The organism is Streptomyces sp. NPDC086023 (assembly GCF_044540325.1).
In the GTDB taxonomy this organism is placed as follows: Bacteria; Actinomycetota; Actinomycetes; order Streptomycetales; family Streptomycetaceae; genus Streptomyces.
Map to the genome: position 1 here is coordinate 40,991 of NZ_JBITRX010000006.1, position 15,050 is coordinate 56,040.

Genomic DNA, 15,050 nt, shown 5'->3' on the forward strand with positions numbered 1-15,050 from the left:
GAGGAAAGAGCGAAACGAAACGCGAACCAGCGCGAAGGAAGAGGGAGAGTCATGCGAGCGGTCATCGTGAACGGTTTCGGCGGTCCCGAGGTCCTGGAGGTCGTGGAGACCGCGGTGCCGGAGCCGGCGGCGGGCCAGCTGCGGGTGCGGGTGACGGCCACGGCCGTGAACCCGGTCGACACCGCCGTGCGGGCCGGGATCTTCGGCGGCGCCGGGCAGCCGGTCGGCTTCGGCTGGGACGTGGCGGGCGAGGTCGACGCGGTCGGTGCGGAGGTGACCGGCTTCGCCGCCGGCGACCGCGTGGTCGGCCTGCACTACGGGGCGGTGAAGCCGCTGGGCGCGCACGCCGAGTACGTGGTGCTGGACGCCGGCGCGGTGGCGGCCGCCCCGGCGAGCGTGGACGACGTACGGGCCGCGGTACTGCCGCTGAGCGGCCTGACGGCGGCCCGGGCCGTGGCGCAGCTGGGGCTGCCGGCCGGGTCCTCGGTGCTGGTCACCGGCGCGGCCGGGGTGGTCGGCGGGCTGGCGGTGCAACTGGCCGCGCGGGCGGGTCTGGTGGTGACGGCGCTGGCCGGTGCCGGGGACGAGGAACTCGTACGGTCGCTGGGCGCGGCGCACTTCGTGCCGCGCGACGGCGAGCCGGCCCCGGTGGACGGGGTGCTGGACACGGCGGTGCTGGGGGAGCGGGCGCTCGGGTACGTGAAGGACGGGGGCGTCTACGTGGGCGTCCACCCCGGGGCCGCCCCGGCCGCGGTGCGCGGGATCCGGGTGGAGGAGCAGGAGGTCGCCGCGGACGGCGCCCACCTCGCGGAGCTGGCCGCACTGGTGGATGCCGGGGCGCTGGACCTGCGGGTGGCCCGTACGTACCCGCTCGACGCGGCCGCCGAGGCGCACGCCGAGCAGTCCAAGGGCGGGGTGCGGGGGCGGCTGGTGCTGGTCCCGTAGTGGCCCCGGGGCCGGGGTGCGGGGACGGGGCGCGGGTGCGGGATCCGCGCCCCGTCCCGGGCCGTGTCTTCCGGATCAGGCGAGGCCGGCCTGATCCGGAACGGACGGCCGGCCCTCCAGCAGGTCGTACCGCCAGTCGTTGCTCGGGTGCCAGTGGCCCGGCGGGTACTCGAAGTCCGTGGTGCCCATCAGCGTGAACCCGGCCTTGCGGCAGACGGCGTTGGACGCAGGGTGGTCGGCGCCGGGGAAGGCGTGCAGGTGGCGGCGGTCGCCGTGGGCCCGCGCATGCGCGATCAGGGCCCTGGCGGCGGCCACGGCGAGGCCCCGGCCCTGGTGCTCGGGAAGGATGCCCCAGCCGGTCTCGTACACCTCCTCGCCCTGCCACTCGCGCGGCCAGAAGCCGATCGAGCCGACCGTCTCGCCCGACTCCGCCACCCGCACGGTGAACATCCGCCCGGCCTCCGGGGCGGCGGCGCTCATCGCGAGGTACCTGCGGTGCCGGTCGGCGAGCTTGGCCGCCGTCTCCGGGCCGCCGAGGTGCTCGGTCATGGCCGGTTCGTTCTTCCGCTCCAGCAGCCGGAAGTCGCCTTCGGCCCAGGGCTCCAGTCGCAGCGGTGTGTCCATCGGGCCACCGTAAGGTCCGTCACTGACAGGCGTGCGGTCCCGGGCTACGCTCTGCCGACCGTCGGGGCGGGAGGTGCGGGGCGGATGTACCAGTGGGTGCTGGCCGGGGTGAGCGGGGCGGCGTTCGTGGGGGCGCTCGTGCTGTTCGCACGCCCCCGGAACGTCAAGGAGCGGCTGGCGGCCGCCGCCGGTGTTCTGGTGTTCGGCACCGAACTGGCCAAGCACCTGCCCCGGGCACTCGGCGCGAGCGCCGCGGCCCGGGACGCCTGGGAACTGGCCGCCGCCGTCACCCAGGTCCTCGGCGCCCTGACCGCCCTGTCCGTCCTGGCCGTCCGCCGGACGCGCCGCCGACGCGCCGCGCGCGGCTGAGCCGCCCGCGCCGGAGCCTACGGTTCCGGCATGAGCGACAACCGGCACAGCATCGGATCCCTGCTCGGGGCGGCGGCCGCGCGGGCCGTGCCCGTCGTACGGGGCGTGGACGAGCGGCAGCTCGGCGGGGCCACGCCCTGCTCCGGGTACGACGTGGGCGAGCTGCTGAACCACTTCTTCGACGTGGTCGTCAACTTCACCGAGCTGGCCCGGAAGCGGCCCAGTGCCTTCGCCGAGAAGCCCGACTACCTCGGCACCGGCGACTGGCGCGAGCGCTTCGCCGACGAGGCCGACCGGCTGGTCGCCGCCTGGTCCGCGCCCGGCGCCGAGGACGGCACCACCGGTCACGCGAACCAGCCGGCCCGCGTGGTCGGCCGCATGGTGCTGCTCGACATGACGGTGCACGCCTGGGACCTGGCCCGCGCCACCGGCCAGGAGTTCAGCCCGGACCCGGACGCCGTGGACGAACTCGCCGGGGTGATCGGCGACATGGCGCCGGCCGCCCGCGACGCCGGGATGTTCGACGAGCCCGTCGAGCCCCTGCCCGAGGACGACCGCTTCGAGCGGCTGCTCGCCGCCACCGGCCGCGACCCCCACTGGGCCTGAGCCCGGGCCCCGCCTACGCCTCCAGCACCAGCAGGAACTCGTCCGTCTCCGCGCCCCGCCCGTGTGCCCAGTTCCGCTCGGTGCCGGTCACGACGAACCCGCACTTCTCCAGGACCCGCACCGAGCCGGAGTTGTCGCACGCGGCCCGTGCGTGCAGCGGCCGCTCCGGCACCAGCTCCAGCAGCCGCCGCAGCGCCGCCGTGGCCACCCCCCTGCCCCAGTGCTCGCGCAGCACGCGGTAGGTCACCGAGCGCTCCTCCGGCGGCCCGAAGACCCCGGCCTGCCCGAGCAGCGTGCCGTCCCCGTCGGTGATCGTGTACATCAGGACCCCCGGGTCGGCCCGCAGCCGCTCCGCGCGGGCCCGGTAGGCCTCCCAGTCGGCCGGCTCGGCGCGCGTGAAGGCCGCCATGCGGTTCGACTCCGGGTCGAGGTAGTCGGTGTAGAGCGGCGGCAGGTCGCTGTCGCGGACCTCGCGCAGGATGATGTCGTCGGCCATGCCGCCAGCGTAGGGGCGGCCACCGACACTCCTCCGGTCAGCGGGCGCCCACGGCGGGAGAGGTCTCCGGGTGGGCCGGCCTACGGCCAGACCAGGCAGTACGGCTGGTGGCCGGCCTCGTGCAGGCGGTGGGAGAAGTCCTGCCACTCGTGGAGCAGCTGGTAGACGTTGAAGGCGTCGCTCGGGCCCCCGCGGTCCGGGACGGTGGACCAGATGAAGGCGGCGGCGCCCACCGACTCCTCGCCGATGTCCCGCAGCGGGTCGACGACGGTCATCGGGAGCTTGACCACGGCGTAGTCGGGGTGGAGCACGACCAGCTCCAGCGGGGGCACCTTGTGCAGGGGTATGCCCTCGATGCCGGTGAGGACCATCGCGGCGACGGTCTCCGGCTTGATCTTGGTGAACATGCCGCCCATGCCGAGCTCGTCCCCGCCGAGCTCCTCGGGCCGCATCGTCATGGGCACGCGCGCGGCCGTGGCCCCGTCCGGCGCGCCGAAGTACTTGTAGGTCACGCCCATGCCGCGGCCCCCGATCGTGGTGCCGGAATCGGGGCCCTCCGGGCCCGGCAGCGACACCTCGGGGGTGTCGGACTGCTCGGCGGTGTGGCGTCGGTGCCTGCCCCGGCGGCGTGCTTCACGGGCTTCACGGGCGCGCTTGGGGTCCAGGCCGTCCGTACCCTCGCCCGGTCCACCACCGCGTTGCATATCTCCACCCGACTGCTCTACCGGCCGCCCGGACCCCACCGTGCAGCCTGATCATCATGGCAGTGACCTCCCCCACGGCACGACGGTGAAACACGAAGCGCAAACACCTGTCCGCAAGACGGTCCGGGGCTCTGACACCATGGCTGATGTGAGCTACCCATACCAGGCCCCAGTTTCGCAGACTCTTTTCGACCGGGCGGCAGTCGTGACCCCCGGCGGCGTGAACTCTCCCGTCCGTGCCTTCAAGGCAGTGGGCGGTACGCCCCGGTTCATGGTGTCCGGTACCGGTCCGTACCTCACCGACGCCGACGGGCGCGAGTACGTCGACCTCGTGTGCTCCTGGGGGCCCATGATCCTCGGGCACGCCCACCCCGAGGTCATCGCGGCCGTGCAGGAGGCCGTCGCGCGCGGCACCTCCTTCGGCACGCCGGGTGAGGGCGAGGTCGCCCTGGCCGAGGAGATCGTCGCCCGGATCGAGCCGGTCGAGCAGGTGCGCCTGGTGTCCTCGGGCACCGAGGCGACCATGTCCGCGATCCGGCTGGCCCGCGGCTTCACCGGCCGCGCCAAGGTCGTGAAGTTCGCCGGCTGCTACCACGGCCACGTGGACGCGCTGCTGGCCGCGGCCGGCTCGGGTCTGGCCACCTTCGCGCTGCCGGACACCCCGGGCGTGACCGGCGCGCAGGCGGGCGACACGATCGTCCTGCCGTACAACGACCTGGACGCCGTGCGGGCGGCCTTCGCGGCCCACCCCGGCGAGATCGCCTGTGTGATCACCGAGGCCGCGCCCGGCAACATGGGCGTCGTGACCCCGGCCCCGGGCTTCAACCAGGGCCTGGCGGACCTCTGCCGAGAGAACGGCGCGCTGTACATCTCCGACGAGGTCATGACCGGTTTCCGCACCTCGCGAGCCGGCTGGTACGGGGTCGACGGGGTCCGTCCGGACCTGATGACCTTCGGCAAGGTCATGGGCGGCGGCTTCCCCGCGGCGGCCTTCGGCGGCCGCGCCGACGTCATGGCGTTCCTGGCTCCCGCGGGCCCGGTCTACCAGGCGGGCACGCTCTCCGGGAACCCGGTCGCGACGGCCGCGGGCCTGGCGCAGCTGCGGCTGCTCGACGAGGCGGCGTACACGAAGGTGGACGCGGTCTCCCGGGAGATCCAGGACCTGGTGACGGGCGCGCTGGCCAAGGAGGGCGTGGCGCACCGGCTGCAGACCGCCTCCAACATGTTCTCGGTGTTCTTCACCGCGGACGAGGTGCGGAACTACGACGAGGCCAAGCGCCAGGAGTCCTTCCGCTTCACCGCCTTCTTCCACTCGATGCTGGCGCAGGGCGTCTACCTGCCGCCGTCGGCCTTCGAGTCCTGGTTCGTCTCGACGGCGCACGACGAGCAGGCCGTGGAGCGGATCGCCGCGGCCCTGCCGGCTGCCGCCCGTGCCGCCGCGGAGGCCACCGATGAGCAGTGACGAGATCACCGTCGTCCACCTGATGCGCCACGGCGAGGTGCACAACCCGGACGGCGTGCTGTACGGCCGCCGCGGCGGCTACCACCTGTCGGAGCTGGGCCGCCAGATGGCGGACCGGGTGGCGGAGCACCTGGAGGGCCGCGACGTCACGTACGTGGTCGCCTCCCCGCTGGAGCGGGCCCAGGAGACGGCCGCGCCGATCGCGAAGAGCCACGGGCTGGACCTCGCGACGGACGAGCGGCTGATCGAGGCCGCCAACGTCTTCGAGGGCAAGACCTTCGGCGTCGGCGACGGCGCGCTGAAGAAGCCGGGCAACTGGAAGCACCTGACGAACCCGTTCAAGCCGTCCTGGGGCGAGCCGTACATCGAGCAGGTCGTACGGATGATGGGCGCCCTGGAGGCGGCACGCGACGCCGCGCGCGGGCACGAGGCGGTGGCGGTCAGCCACCAGCTGCCGATCTGGATCGTGCGCAGCTTCGCGGAGAAGCGGCGGCTGTGGCACGACCCGAGGCGCCGTCAGTGCACGCTGGCGTCGCTGACCTCCTTCACGTACCGGGGCGACAGGCTGGTCTCGGTCGGGTACAGCGAGCCGGCCCGGGACCTGGTGCCGGCGCATCTGCTGGCCGGCGCCAAGCCGGTGAAGGGGAAGTCGAAGGCGTTCGGCGCCTGACGGCCGGGCCCGTTCGTCACGGATTTGGCGAAATAAATACGGGCCGCGCGGGAACCACCGTGTCGAGGCATCCGCTCTAGCTAATTGTCCGTTTATATGGACTGGCTGTGGGCTTGCTGAGGGACGGGGACGGTGACATGCGCGAATTCAGTCGACGGGGTGCGCTGGGGCTGGGACTTGGAGCTGCGGCCGCGATGGGTGTCGCGGGATGCAGTTCCGGTGGAAAGGCCGGCTCCGGCAACCTCGGCCCCCTGAAGGACCGGTCGCCGAAGCCGAGCGAGCCGGCCGCGAAGCCGATAGGCGACGGCTCGACCGCGGACACCGGCCCCCAGCCCCACCAGCCGCCGAAGCCGGTGCCGCTGCAGCCGGGCGAGACGCCGCCGCAGTTCGTGGTGTTCAGCTGGGACGGCGCGGGAGAGGTCGGCAACGGCCTGTTCCCGCGGTTCCTGAAGGTCGCCAAGGACCACGGCGCGGCCATGACCTTCTTCCTCTCCGGCATCTATCTCCTGCCCGAGTCCAGGAAGAGCCTCTACAAGCCGCCGAACAATCCGGTCGGCGCCTCGGACATCGGATACCTCACCGACGACCACGTCCGCGAGACCATCAGGAACGTCCGCCAGGCCTGGCTCGACGGCCACGAGATAGGCACGCACTTCAACGGGCATTTCTGCGGCGGATCCGGCTCCGTCGGCCGCTGGACCGGCGCCGACTGGCAGAGCGAAATAGACCAGGCCGTGTCCTTCGTCACCAACTGGCGGACCAACACCGGATTCACCGACCTGGAGCCGCTGCCCTTCGACTACCGCAAGGAACTGGTCGGCGCCCGCACGCCCTGCCTGCTGGGCCAGGAGAACCTGCTGCCCACCGCGGAGAAGCTGGGCTGGCGCTACGACGCCTCCTCGCCCGGCGGCACCCAGGTCTGGCCGAAGAAGAAGGGCGGCATATGGGACCTGCCGCTGCAGGCTCTGCCGTTCCCCGGGCACTCCTTCGAGGTGCTGTCCATGGACTACAACATCCTGGCCAACCAGTCGAAGAACACCACCCGAGGCGTCCCCGCCAACTACCCGGGCTGGCGTACCCAGGCCACCGGCACGTACGTCAACGGCTTCAGGCGCGCGTACGAGACGAACCGCGCGCCCCTCTTCATCGGCAACCACTTCGAGCAGTGGAACGGCGGCATCTACATGGATGCCGTGGAAGAGGCATTGAAGGCAATGGCGGACAAAAAGGACGTACGCCTCGTGTCCTTCCGGCAGTTCACCGACTGGCTCGACGTCCAGTCCCCGGCCGTCCTCGCCAAGCTCCAGGGACTCGGCCCTGGTCAGGCCCCCGCCGGCGGATGGGCCGGCTACACGAAGACGGCCTGACGCCCCCTCTGGGCACCCGCCCCCTCGGGGGGCGCGGAAGATCCACAAAACGCCCATGCGAAACTTTTCACATGAGCCTTAGCCGCGCCCCCCGACGCCGCTCGACCAGCGGCCGCGCACTCCTGCTGACCGCGGTGACCCTCGCCGGCGGCCTGACCCTGACGGCCTGCGGCGACGGGAGCGGCGGCTCCTCCGGTTCCGGCGGCACCAACTACGTGCAGGGCAGCGGCGGCATCCAGACCGTGGCCAGGGCCGAGCGCCAGCCCGCCCCCAAGCTCGACGGCGAGACCGTCGCCGGGGACCGGCTCGACGTCTCCTCCCTCAAGGGGAAGGTCGTCGTGCTGAACGTCTGGGGCTCCTGGTGCCCGCCCTGCCGGGCCGAGGCGCCGCACTTCGCCAAGGTCTCCAAGGAGCTCCAGGGCAAGGGCGTGGAGTTCGTCGGGCTCAACACCCGCGACTCCTCCAAGCAGCCCGCCGTCGAGTTCGAGAAGAACTTCGGCATCACCTACCCCAGCCTGTACGACCCGATCGGCAAGCTGATCCTGCGCTTCCCCAAGGGCACGCTCAACCCGCAGTCCATCCCCTCCACGATCGTCCTGGACAAGGACGGGAAGATCGCGGCCCGCTCCCTCCTCGCGGTCAACGAGGAGCAGCTCCGCAAGATGATCGACCCCGTGCTCGCGGAGAAGTGACATGAGTACGACCGACAAGACGGCCGGCACCGGCACCGGCGGCGGCGCCGCCCCCGGCACCGACGACGCCGGCCTCGGCGACGCCGCGTCCCAGCTCTCCACCGCCCCCCTGGAGGACGCCCCCGGCGCACCCGCGGGCATCGGCGTCATCGGCTGGGCCCGCTGGTTCTGGCGGCAGCTGACCTCCATGAGGGTCGCCCTGATCCTGCTCTTCATGCTCTCCCTGGGCGCCATCCCGGGCTCCCTCGTCCCCCAGAACAGCGTCGACCTGCTGAAGGTCGCCGCCTGGAAGGACGAGCACCCCAAGCTGACGCCGGTCTACGAGAAGCTCCAGCTCTTCGACGTCTACAGCTCGGTGTGGTTCTCCGCGATCTACATCCTGCTCTTCGTCTCCCTGATCGGCTGCATCGTCCCGCGCACCTGGCAGTTCGTCGGCCAGCTCCGCGGCCGTCCGCCGGGCGCCCCCAAGCGCCTGAACCGGCTGCCCGCCTACACCACCTGGCGCACCGAGGCCTCTCCCGAGGACGTGCTCGACGCGGCCGGCACCGTCCTGAGGCAGCGCCGCTTCCGGGCCCACACCCTCGGCACCGCGGTCGCCGCCGAGAAGGGCTACCTGCGCGAGGCCGGCAACCTCGCCTTCCACATCGCGCTGATCGTGATGCTGGTCGCCTTCGCCTGGGGCCGGCTGTTCTTCTCCGAGGGCGGCAAGCTCGTCCTCAAGGGCGGCGGCTTCTCGAACACGCTCACCCAGTACGACGACTTCAAGTCCGGCAGCCTCTTCGACTCCGACAGCCTGCCGCCGTTCAGCTTCGTCCTGGACGAGTTCGACGCGACGTACGAGCGCACCGGCCCCCAGAAGGGCACCCCGCGCGACTTCAAGGCGTACGTCACCTACAGCGAGGGCGCCGACGGCGCCCCGAAGAAGGCCGAGATCCAGGTCAACAAGCCGCTGGAGATCGACGGCTCGAAGATCTACCTGCTCGGCCACGGGTACGCCCCGGTCATCTCGGTGACGGACGCGCGGGGCAAGGTCGTCTTCAAGGACGCCGTCCCGATGCTGCCGCAGGACGGCAACCTCACCTCCACCGGCGCCGTCAAGGTCACCGACGGCTACCGCGACAAGGACGGCAAGAAGGAGCAGCTCGGCTTCTCCGGCGTCTTCGTCCCCACCTTCGCGGGCGCCGGCAAGGGCACGATGTTCTCCCAGTACCCGGGCCTGGACTACCCGGCCCTGGCGCTGACCGGCTTCCACGGCAGCCTCGGCGTGGACTCCGGCCTGCCGCAGAACGTGTACCAGCTGAACACGTCCAAGATGAAGCAGTTCAAGGACAAGGACGGCAACCCCTTCGCCGTCCGCATGCTGCCCGGCGAGTCGATGAACCTGCCGGACGGCGCGGGCACCGTGAAGTTCGAGGGCATCGGCCGCTGGGCCACCTTCTCCGTCACCCACCAGCCCGGCAGCGGCCTCGCCCTCGCGGGCGCCGTCGCCGCGATCCTGGGCCTGGCCGGCTCCCTCTTCATCCAGCGGCGCCGGGTCTGGGTCCGGGCCGTCGCCGGACCCGACGGCGTCACCGTCGTCGAGATGGCGGGCCTCGGCCGCAGCGAGTCCGCGAAGCTCCCCGAGGAGCTGGCCGAGCTGGCCCTCACGCTGAACGGCCTGGCGCCCACCGCGCCCGGGGCCCCGGAAGACCCCGAGGCACCGGAAGACCCCGAGGCACCTTCAGAAGAACCTGCCGAAGCACCCGTCGAAGGAGAGCGCGGATGACGCAGCTCGCAGTCGCCGCCAACGAGAACCTGGCGCACATCAGCAACGTGCTGATCTATTCGTCGATGGCGGTCTACACGCTCGCCTTCTTCGCCCACATCGCCGAGTGGACCTTCGGCAGCCGCAGCAAGGTCGGCCGCACCGCGGCCGCCCTCACCGGCGGCGCAGCGCGCACCGCCGCCGCCCGGGGCGCCGCCCCCGCGGTGCAGGTGAAGACCAAGGGCGGCGGCACCGCCGTCCTGGAACAGCCCAAGGTCGTCACCCGGGCCGCCTCCGGCACCCGTGACGTCCCCGACGGCCCCGGCGCGGCCGGCGGCACCGAGCAGGGCGACCTGTACGGGCGGATCGCGGTCTCCCTGACCACCCTCGGCTTCCTCGTCGAGGCCGCCGGCGTGGTCGCCCGCGCGCTGTCCGTGCAGCGGGCCCCCTGGGGCAACATGTACGAGTTCTCGATCACCTTCTCCACGGTGGCCGTCGGCGCGTACCTGGTCCTGCTCGCGCTCAAGAAGAACGTCCGGTGGATGGGCCTGATGCTCGTCACCACCGTGCTGCTCGACCTCGGCATCGCCACCACCTGGCTCTACACCGACAGCGACCAGCTGGTCCCGGCCCTGCACTCGTACTGGCTGTACATCCACGTCTCCACCGCGATCATCTGCGGCGCGGTCTTCTACATCGGCGCCGTCGGCACCGTGCTGTACCTCTTCCGCGACTCGTACGAGGCGAAGCTGGAGCAGGGCGGCAAGCCGGGGAGGTTCGCCACCTCGGTGCTGGAGCGGCTGCCCTCGTCCGGCTCGCTCGACAAGTTCTCGTACCGCATCAACGCGGCCGTCTTCCCGCTCTGGACCTTCACGATCATCGCGGGCGCGATCTGGGCCGGCGACGCCTGGGGCCGCTACTGGGGCTGGGACCCCAAGGAGGTCTGGTCCTTCGTCACCTGGGTCGCGTACGCCTGCTACCTGCACGCCCGCGCGACCGCAGGATGGAAGGGCCGCAAGGCCGCCTACCTGGCGCTCTTCGCCTTCGCCTGCTGGATCTGGAACTACTACGGCGTGAACATCCTGCTCAGCGGCAAGCACTCGTACGCCGGCGTCTGAGCCGCCGCACCCCGGGGCACCGCCCCGGGGTGCGCCCTCACCTGTACGGAGTAACGCTGGTGCCATGGCCACATCGACGTCCGTGATCGGACACCGCACCAGCACCTCCCGCGACGGCGGGTTCGTGATCCAGTTCGAGGTGCGGCTGCCCCACGGGTACGAGCAGGTGTGGGCCGCCGTGTCGACCGCCGCCGGACTGCGCGGCTGGCTCGCGCGGGCGGACGTCCTGGAGCGCCGGCTGGGCGGCGCGGCCACCCTGACCTGGCCCGGCGGCGGACCCACCGTCCAGGGACGCGTCACCGCCTGGGACGTGGAGCGCGTGGCCGAGTACACCGTGACCGGGTACGGGCGGATCCGCCTCCACCTGGAGGCGGCAGGCCCCGAGGCCACCCTGCTGCGCTTCACCAACGAACGCCGCGGCACCGACGCGGACCGGCTCGACGCCCTGGCCGCCTGGCACGAGCACTTCGAACGCCTCGCGGAGGCCCTCGACGGCCACCCCGTGGACTGGATGACCTGGACACCGGCCCGCCGGCGGGAACTGCGCGCGTACTACGCGGCCGGCTAGAACCCGTACGCCGGACGCTGAGGTCAGACCTCGTCCTCGTTGCGCCGCTTCTTCTCCTCGTCCAGCGACTTGAGGAAGTCCGGGTTGTCGTCCGGCGCCACCCACCGCTGCCGGCCGCCGCCCGCGCCGAAGCCGCCGGAGGCCACCCGCTTCTTGCCCGCCACCAGCCACACCACGGGGCCGACGATCGAGAACAGCAGGATGATGATCACCCACACCACCTTGGGCAGGTGCCTGACCTCGTCCTCGGGGGTGTTGAGGCAGTCGATGAAGGTGTAGATGGTCAGCGCGAGGATCAGCAGGAACGGCAGGTAGCGCAGCACGGTGTGGTCCGATCCCCGAAAGACGGCGTCGGGCCCGCGGTCGGGCCCCGGTGACGCTTCCAGGGTAGTGCGTGGCGGATACTGGCCTGCATGGCTTACGACGATCTCCGCTCGCTGCTCCGGGCCCTGGAGCGGGAGGGCGACCTCAAGCGCATCAAGGCCGAAGTCGACCCGTACCTGGAGGTCGGGGAGATCGTCGACAGAGTGAACAAGGCCGGCGGCCCGGCCCTGCTCTTCGAGAACGTCAAGGGCTCCGACATGCCCCTGGCGATGAACGTCTTCGGCACCGACCGGCGGCTGCTCAAGGCCCTCGGCCTGAAGTCCTACGGCGAGATCAGCGAGAAGATCGGCGGGCTGCTCAAGCCCGAGCTGCCGCAGGGCTTCATCGGCGTCCGCGAGGCCTTCGGCAAGCTCGGCTCGATGGTGCACGTGCCGCCGAAGAAGGTGAAGGGCGACTCCGCGCCCGTCCAGGAGGTCGTGCTCACCGGCGACGACGTGGACCTGGACCGGCTGCCGGCGCTGTTCACCTGGCCCAAGGACGGCGGGTCCTTCTTCAACCTCGGCCTGACGCACACCAAGCACCCCGAGACGGGCGTGCGGAACCTGGGCCTCTACCGCCTCCAGCGCCACGACAAGCGCACCATCGGCATGCACTGGCAGATCCACAAGGACAGCCGCAACCACTACGCGGTCGCCGCCAAGCGCGGCGAGCGGCTGCCGGTCGCGATCGCCTTCGGCTGCCCGCCGGCCGTCACGTACGCCTCGACCGCGCCGCTGCCCGGCGACATCGACGAGTACCTCTTCGCCGGCTTCGTCGCCGGCAAGCGGATCGAGATGGTCGACTGCAAGACCGTGCCGCTCCAGGTCCCGGCCAACGCCGAGGTCGTCGTCGAGGGCTGGCTGGAGCCGGGCGAGATGCTCCCGGAGGGTCCCTTCGGCGACCACACCGGCTTCTACACGCCGCAGGAGCCGTTCCCCGCACTGAAGATCGACTGCATCACCATGCGCAGGCGCCCGCTGCTGCAGTCCATCGTGGTCGGCCGCCCGCCGACCGAGGACGGGCCGCTGGGCCGGGCCACCGAGCGGTTCTTCCTTCCGCTGCTGAAGATCATCGTCCCGGACATCGTGGACTACCACCTGCCCGAGTCGGGCGGCTTCCACAACTGCGCGATCGTCTCGATCGACAAGAAGTACCCGAAGCACGCGCAGAAGGTCATGCACGCCATCTGGGGCGCCCACATGATGTCGCTGACCAAGCTGATCGTCGTCGTGGACGCCGACTGCGACGTGCACGACCTCCACGAGGTGTCCTGGCGCGCCCTGGGCAACACCGACTACTCCCGCGACCTGACCGTCGTCGAGGGGCCGGTGGACCACCTGGACCACGCCTCCTACCAGCAGTTCTGGGGAGGCAAGGCGGGCATCGACGCCACGAAGAAGCTGCCGGAGGAGGGCTACACCCGGGACGGCGGCTGGCCGGACATGGTGGAGTCCGACCCGGCCACGGCGGCCCTGGTGGACCGCCGCTGGAAGGAGTACGGCCTGTGACCACGGCCGCGGTCCCGGCGCAGCCGGGACGCACCAGGGCGTTCCTGCGGCTGGTGATGATCGAGCACTCGGTCTTCGCCCTGCCCTTCGCCTACATCGCCTCGCTCACCGCGATGTTCCAGGTGGACCGCACCGTCCACTGGGCCGAGCTGCTGCTGGTGACGGTCTGCATGGTGGGCCTGCGGACCTTCGCGATGGCCGCCAACCGGATCATCGACCGCGAGATCGACGCGCGGAACCCGCGTACGGCCGGCCGCGAGCTGGTGACCGGCGCCGTGACCGTGCGGTCGGCTTGGACGGGCGCGGGCATCGCGCTGGTCGTCTTCCTGGGGGCGGCCGCGCTGCTGAACCCGCTGTGCCTGGCGCTGGCCCCGCTGGCCGTGGTGCCGATGGTGGTCTACCCGTACGGCAAGCGGTTCACGAACTTCCCGCACGCCATCCTGGGCCTGGCCCAGGCCATCGGGCCGGTCGGCGCCTGGCTGGCGGTGACCGGCGAGTGGTCGTGGGACGCGGTGATCCTGGGTCTCGCGGTGGGCGTGTGGATCGGCGGCTTCGACCTGATCTTCGCCTGCCAGGACGTGCAGGCGGACCGCGCCGAGGGCGTGCTGTCCGTGCCGGCGCGCTTCGGCATCCCCGCCGCGCTGTGGGGCGCGCGGGCCTGCCACGTCGTCACGATGGGGCTGTTCGTCTGGTACGCGCTGGCCACGGACGCGGGCGCGTGGTTCTGGGCGGGCCTGATCATCGTGGCCGCGGCTTTCGGGTACGAGCACTCGATCGTCACCCCGCGGGACCTGTCGAGGCTGAACCGGGCCTTCTTCACGGTGAACGGTTTCATCGGGATCGCGCTCTTCGTGTGCGCGCTCGCGGACCTGCTGGTCCGGGGACTGACGCTTTAGGCTCGGGGTCATGACAGACGGCAAGCGCACCCCGTGGGTGGTCGGGGTCTCCGGGGCGTCCGGCACGCCGTACGCGGCTTCGGTGCTGCGCGGTCTGCTCGCCGCGGGGGAGAGTGTGGACCTCGTGGTGAGCCGGGCCTCCCGGCTCACCCTTCTGGACGAGACCGGCATCGCCTTCCGGGACGCGCACTGGCGCGAGGACCTGGGGGAGTGGCTGGCGCGGGGCGCCGACGGGAAGCCGGACACCTTCGACGTGCGGGACGCGCTGGACGACGTACGGCACTGGTCGGCGGGCGATCTGGCCGCGGGGCCGTCCTCGGGCTCGTACCCGGTGAAGGGGATGCTGATCGTGCCGGCGTCCACGGCCTGCGTGGCCGGGGTGGCGCTGGGGCTCTCGAAGGACCTGCTGCAGCGGACGGCGAGCGTGACGCTCAAGGAGCGGCGCCGGCTGGTGGTCGCGGTGCGGGAGACCCCGCTGAACGGGCAGACGCTGAGGCATCTGGTGACGCTGGACGAGGCGGGCGCCGTGGTGCTGCCCGCCTCTCCGGCGTTCTACGCGGGTGCGACGCACATCCAGGATCTGGTGGACTTCGTCGCGGGGCGGGTGCTGGACGCGGCAGGGGTGCCGCACCGGCTGTACCGCCGCTGGGAGGGAGAGCTGGGCCGGGGGTCCCCCCGGCCGTAGCGGTCTCCGGTCGTGGTGGGCTAGCGCTTCTTGGCGGCGCGGGGCGCGCGGGTCTTGTCCGCGCGGTGCGCTGCTGCCGGCTGGTGGGCACGCGAGCGGTTGGCCAGCTCCTGCAGCTGTCGCATGTGAGCGTAGGCCATCTCGATCGTGTACACGGGTAACCACTCCTGAAAGATCGTCTTTGATCTGTTGAAAGATTCACAGGGTGTCGACCCTGTGTGCCTTAGATTCTA

Annotated in this window: 17 protein-coding genes; 13 read left to right on the plus strand and 4 right to left on the minus strand. The window is 71.7% G+C overall.

The annotated features are described in order from the left end of the window. The first annotated feature begins 51 nt into the window (after positions 1-51). On the plus strand, positions 52-945 hold the full coding sequence (locus tag ACIF6F_RS13830) for an NADP-dependent oxidoreductase (RefSeq protein ID WP_399945686.1): 894 nt from the start codon (positions 52-54) through the stop codon (positions 943-945). Between the two features lie 75 nt (positions 946-1,020). On the opposite strand, the gene ACIF6F_RS13835 is transcribed toward ACIF6F_RS13830, so the two are convergent. Continuing rightward, complete coding sequence (locus ACIF6F_RS13835) at positions 1,021-1,569, minus strand: GNAT family N-acetyltransferase (RefSeq protein WP_399945689.1); 549 nt, start codon at positions 1,567-1,569, stop codon at positions 1,021-1,023. Positions 1,570-1,653: 84 nt separating this feature from the next. On the opposite strand from ACIF6F_RS13835, the gene ACIF6F_RS13840 reads away from it, so the two are divergent. After that, a complete protein-coding gene (locus tag ACIF6F_RS13840; RefSeq protein WP_399945692.1) occupies positions 1,654-1,938 on the plus strand; it encodes a hypothetical protein in 285 nt (94 codons plus the stop codon). Between the two features lie 30 nt (positions 1,939-1,968). Beyond that, positions 1,969-2,544: a TIGR03086 family metal-binding protein gene (locus ACIF6F_RS13845; RefSeq protein WP_399945695.1), complete on the plus strand. Its 576-nt coding sequence runs from the start codon at positions 1,969-1,971 to the stop codon at positions 2,542-2,544. 13 nt (positions 2,545-2,557) lie between these two features. On the opposite strand, the gene ACIF6F_RS13850 is transcribed toward ACIF6F_RS13845, so the two are convergent. After that, on the minus strand, positions 2,558-3,040 hold the full coding sequence (locus tag ACIF6F_RS13850; RefSeq protein ID WP_399945698.1) for a GNAT family N-acetyltransferase: 483 nt from the start codon (positions 3,038-3,040) through the stop codon (positions 2,558-2,560). An 80-nt stretch (positions 3,041-3,120) separates the two neighbouring features. After that, a complete protein-coding gene (locus ACIF6F_RS13855; protein ID WP_399945700.1) occupies positions 3,121-3,744 on the minus strand; it encodes a hypothetical protein in 624 nt (207 codons plus the stop codon). Positions 3,745-3,883: 139 nt separating this feature from the next. Between ACIF6F_RS13855 and hemL the strand changes: the two genes are divergently transcribed. The 7 genes from hemL (at position 3,884) to ACIF6F_RS13890 (ending at position 11,365) form a co-directional block, all read left to right on the plus strand. Next, on the plus strand, positions 3,884-5,206 hold the full coding sequence (hemL, locus tag ACIF6F_RS13860; protein WP_399945703.1) for a glutamate-1-semialdehyde 2,1-aminomutase: 1,323 nt from the start codon (positions 3,884-3,886) through the stop codon (positions 5,204-5,206). Next, positions 5,196-5,876 carry a histidine phosphatase family protein gene (locus tag ACIF6F_RS13865; RefSeq protein ID WP_399945706.1) on the plus strand — a complete coding sequence of 227 codons (681 nt, stop codon included), beginning with the start codon at positions 5,196-5,198 and terminating at the stop codon, positions 5,874-5,876. The genes hemL and ACIF6F_RS13865 overlap by 11 nt, the downstream gene beginning before the upstream one ends. A 137-nt stretch (positions 5,877-6,013) precedes the next feature. Further along, complete coding sequence (locus tag ACIF6F_RS13870; protein ID WP_399945709.1) at positions 6,014-7,243, plus strand: hypothetical protein; 1,230 nt, start codon at positions 6,014-6,016, stop codon at positions 7,241-7,243. A gap of 71 nt (positions 7,244-7,314) precedes the next feature. Next, on the plus strand, positions 7,315-7,935 hold the full coding sequence (locus tag ACIF6F_RS13875; protein WP_399945712.1) for a TlpA family protein disulfide reductase: 621 nt from the start codon (positions 7,315-7,317) through the stop codon (positions 7,933-7,935). A gap of 1 nt (position 7,936) precedes the next feature. Next, positions 7,937-9,700 (plus strand): cytochrome c biogenesis protein ResB, encoded by a 1,764-nt coding sequence (locus tag ACIF6F_RS13880; RefSeq protein ID WP_399945714.1) that lies wholly within the window; start codon positions 7,937-7,939, stop codon positions 9,698-9,700. Continuing rightward, the gene (gene ccsB, locus ACIF6F_RS13885; protein ID WP_399945717.1) at positions 9,697-10,797 is read left to right on the plus strand and encodes a c-type cytochrome biogenesis protein CcsB; all 1,101 of its coding nucleotides are present in this window, start codon (positions 9,697-9,699) and stop codon (positions 10,795-10,797) included. Before ACIF6F_RS13880 ends, ccsB begins: the two co-directional genes overlap by 4 nt. A 64-nt stretch (positions 10,798-10,861) precedes the next feature. Beyond that, the gene (locus tag ACIF6F_RS13890) at positions 10,862-11,365 is read left to right on the plus strand and encodes an SRPBCC domain-containing protein (protein WP_399945720.1); all 504 of its coding nucleotides are present in this window, start codon (positions 10,862-10,864) and stop codon (positions 11,363-11,365) included. A 23-nt stretch (positions 11,366-11,388) separates the two neighbouring features. Here ACIF6F_RS13890 and ACIF6F_RS13895 read toward each other — a convergent pair whose 3' ends face one another. Further along, positions 11,389-11,688: a PLD nuclease N-terminal domain-containing protein gene (locus ACIF6F_RS13895; protein ID WP_399945723.1), complete on the minus strand. Its 300-nt coding sequence runs from the start codon at positions 11,686-11,688 to the stop codon at positions 11,389-11,391. Between the two features lie 90 nt (positions 11,689-11,778). Between ACIF6F_RS13895 and ACIF6F_RS13900 the strand changes: the two genes are divergently transcribed. The 3 genes from ACIF6F_RS13900 to ACIF6F_RS13910 are packed head-to-tail and all read left to right on the plus strand — an operon-like array spanning position 11,779 to position 14,817. Continuing rightward, positions 11,779-13,236: a menaquinone biosynthesis decarboxylase gene (locus ACIF6F_RS13900; RefSeq protein WP_399945727.1), complete on the plus strand. Its 1,458-nt coding sequence runs from the start codon at positions 11,779-11,781 to the stop codon at positions 13,234-13,236. Continuing rightward, positions 13,233-14,132, plus strand: coding sequence for a menaquinone biosynthesis prenyltransferase MqnP (gene mqnP / locus ACIF6F_RS13905; RefSeq protein WP_399945730.1), 900 nt, complete (start codon positions 13,233-13,235; stop codon positions 14,130-14,132). The genes ACIF6F_RS13900 and mqnP overlap by 4 nt, the downstream gene beginning before the upstream one ends. Before the next feature lie 10 nt (positions 14,133-14,142). Continuing rightward, positions 14,143-14,817, plus strand: a complete 675-nt coding sequence (locus ACIF6F_RS13910; protein ID WP_399945732.1) for a UbiX family flavin prenyltransferase — start codon at positions 14,143-14,145, stop codon at positions 14,815-14,817. The last annotated feature ends 233 nt before the right edge of the window (positions 14,818-15,050 follow it).

Excerpts from the sequence above, each read along its gene's own strand:
- ACIF6F_RS13830 (WP_399945686.1), top strand. The coding sequence starts at position 52 with ATGCGAGCGGTCATCGTGAACGGTTTCGGCGGTCCCGAGGTCCTGGAG.
- ACIF6F_RS13835 (WP_399945689.1), bottom strand. The coding sequence starts at position 1,569 with ATGGACACACCGCTGCGACTGGAGCCCTGGGCCGAAGGCGACTTCCGG.
- ACIF6F_RS13840 (WP_399945692.1), top strand. The coding sequence starts at position 1,654 with ATGTACCAGTGGGTGCTGGCCGGGGTGAGCGGGGCGGCGTTCGTGGGG.
- ACIF6F_RS13845 (WP_399945695.1), top strand. The coding sequence starts at position 1,969 with ATGAGCGACAACCGGCACAGCATCGGATCCCTGCTCGGGGCGGCGGCC.
- ACIF6F_RS13850 (WP_399945698.1), bottom strand. The coding sequence starts at position 3,040 with ATGGCCGACGACATCATCCTGCGCGAGGTCCGCGACAGCGACCTGCCG.
- ACIF6F_RS13855 (WP_399945700.1), bottom strand. The coding sequence starts at position 3,744 with ATGCAACGCGGTGGTGGACCGGGCGAGGGTACGGACGGCCTGGACCCC.
- hemL (WP_399945703.1), top strand. The coding sequence starts at position 3,884 with ATGGCTGATGTGAGCTACCCATACCAGGCCCCAGTTTCGCAGACTCTT.
- ACIF6F_RS13865 (WP_399945706.1), top strand. The coding sequence starts at position 5,196 with ATGAGCAGTGACGAGATCACCGTCGTCCACCTGATGCGCCACGGCGAG.
- ACIF6F_RS13870 (WP_399945709.1), top strand. The coding sequence starts at position 6,014 with ATGCGCGAATTCAGTCGACGGGGTGCGCTGGGGCTGGGACTTGGAGCT.
- ACIF6F_RS13875 (WP_399945712.1), top strand. The coding sequence starts at position 7,315 with ATGAGCCTTAGCCGCGCCCCCCGACGCCGCTCGACCAGCGGCCGCGCA.
- ACIF6F_RS13880 (WP_399945714.1), top strand. The coding sequence starts at position 7,937 with ATGAGTACGACCGACAAGACGGCCGGCACCGGCACCGGCGGCGGCGCC.
- ccsB (WP_399945717.1), top strand. The coding sequence starts at position 9,697 with ATGACGCAGCTCGCAGTCGCCGCCAACGAGAACCTGGCGCACATCAGC.
- ACIF6F_RS13890 (WP_399945720.1), top strand. The coding sequence starts at position 10,862 with ATGGCCACATCGACGTCCGTGATCGGACACCGCACCAGCACCTCCCGC.
- ACIF6F_RS13900 (WP_399945727.1), top strand. The coding sequence starts at position 11,779 with ATGGCTTACGACGATCTCCGCTCGCTGCTCCGGGCCCTGGAGCGGGAG.
- ACIF6F_RS13910 (WP_399945732.1), top strand. The coding sequence starts at position 14,143 with ATGACAGACGGCAAGCGCACCCCGTGGGTGGTCGGGGTCTCCGGGGCG.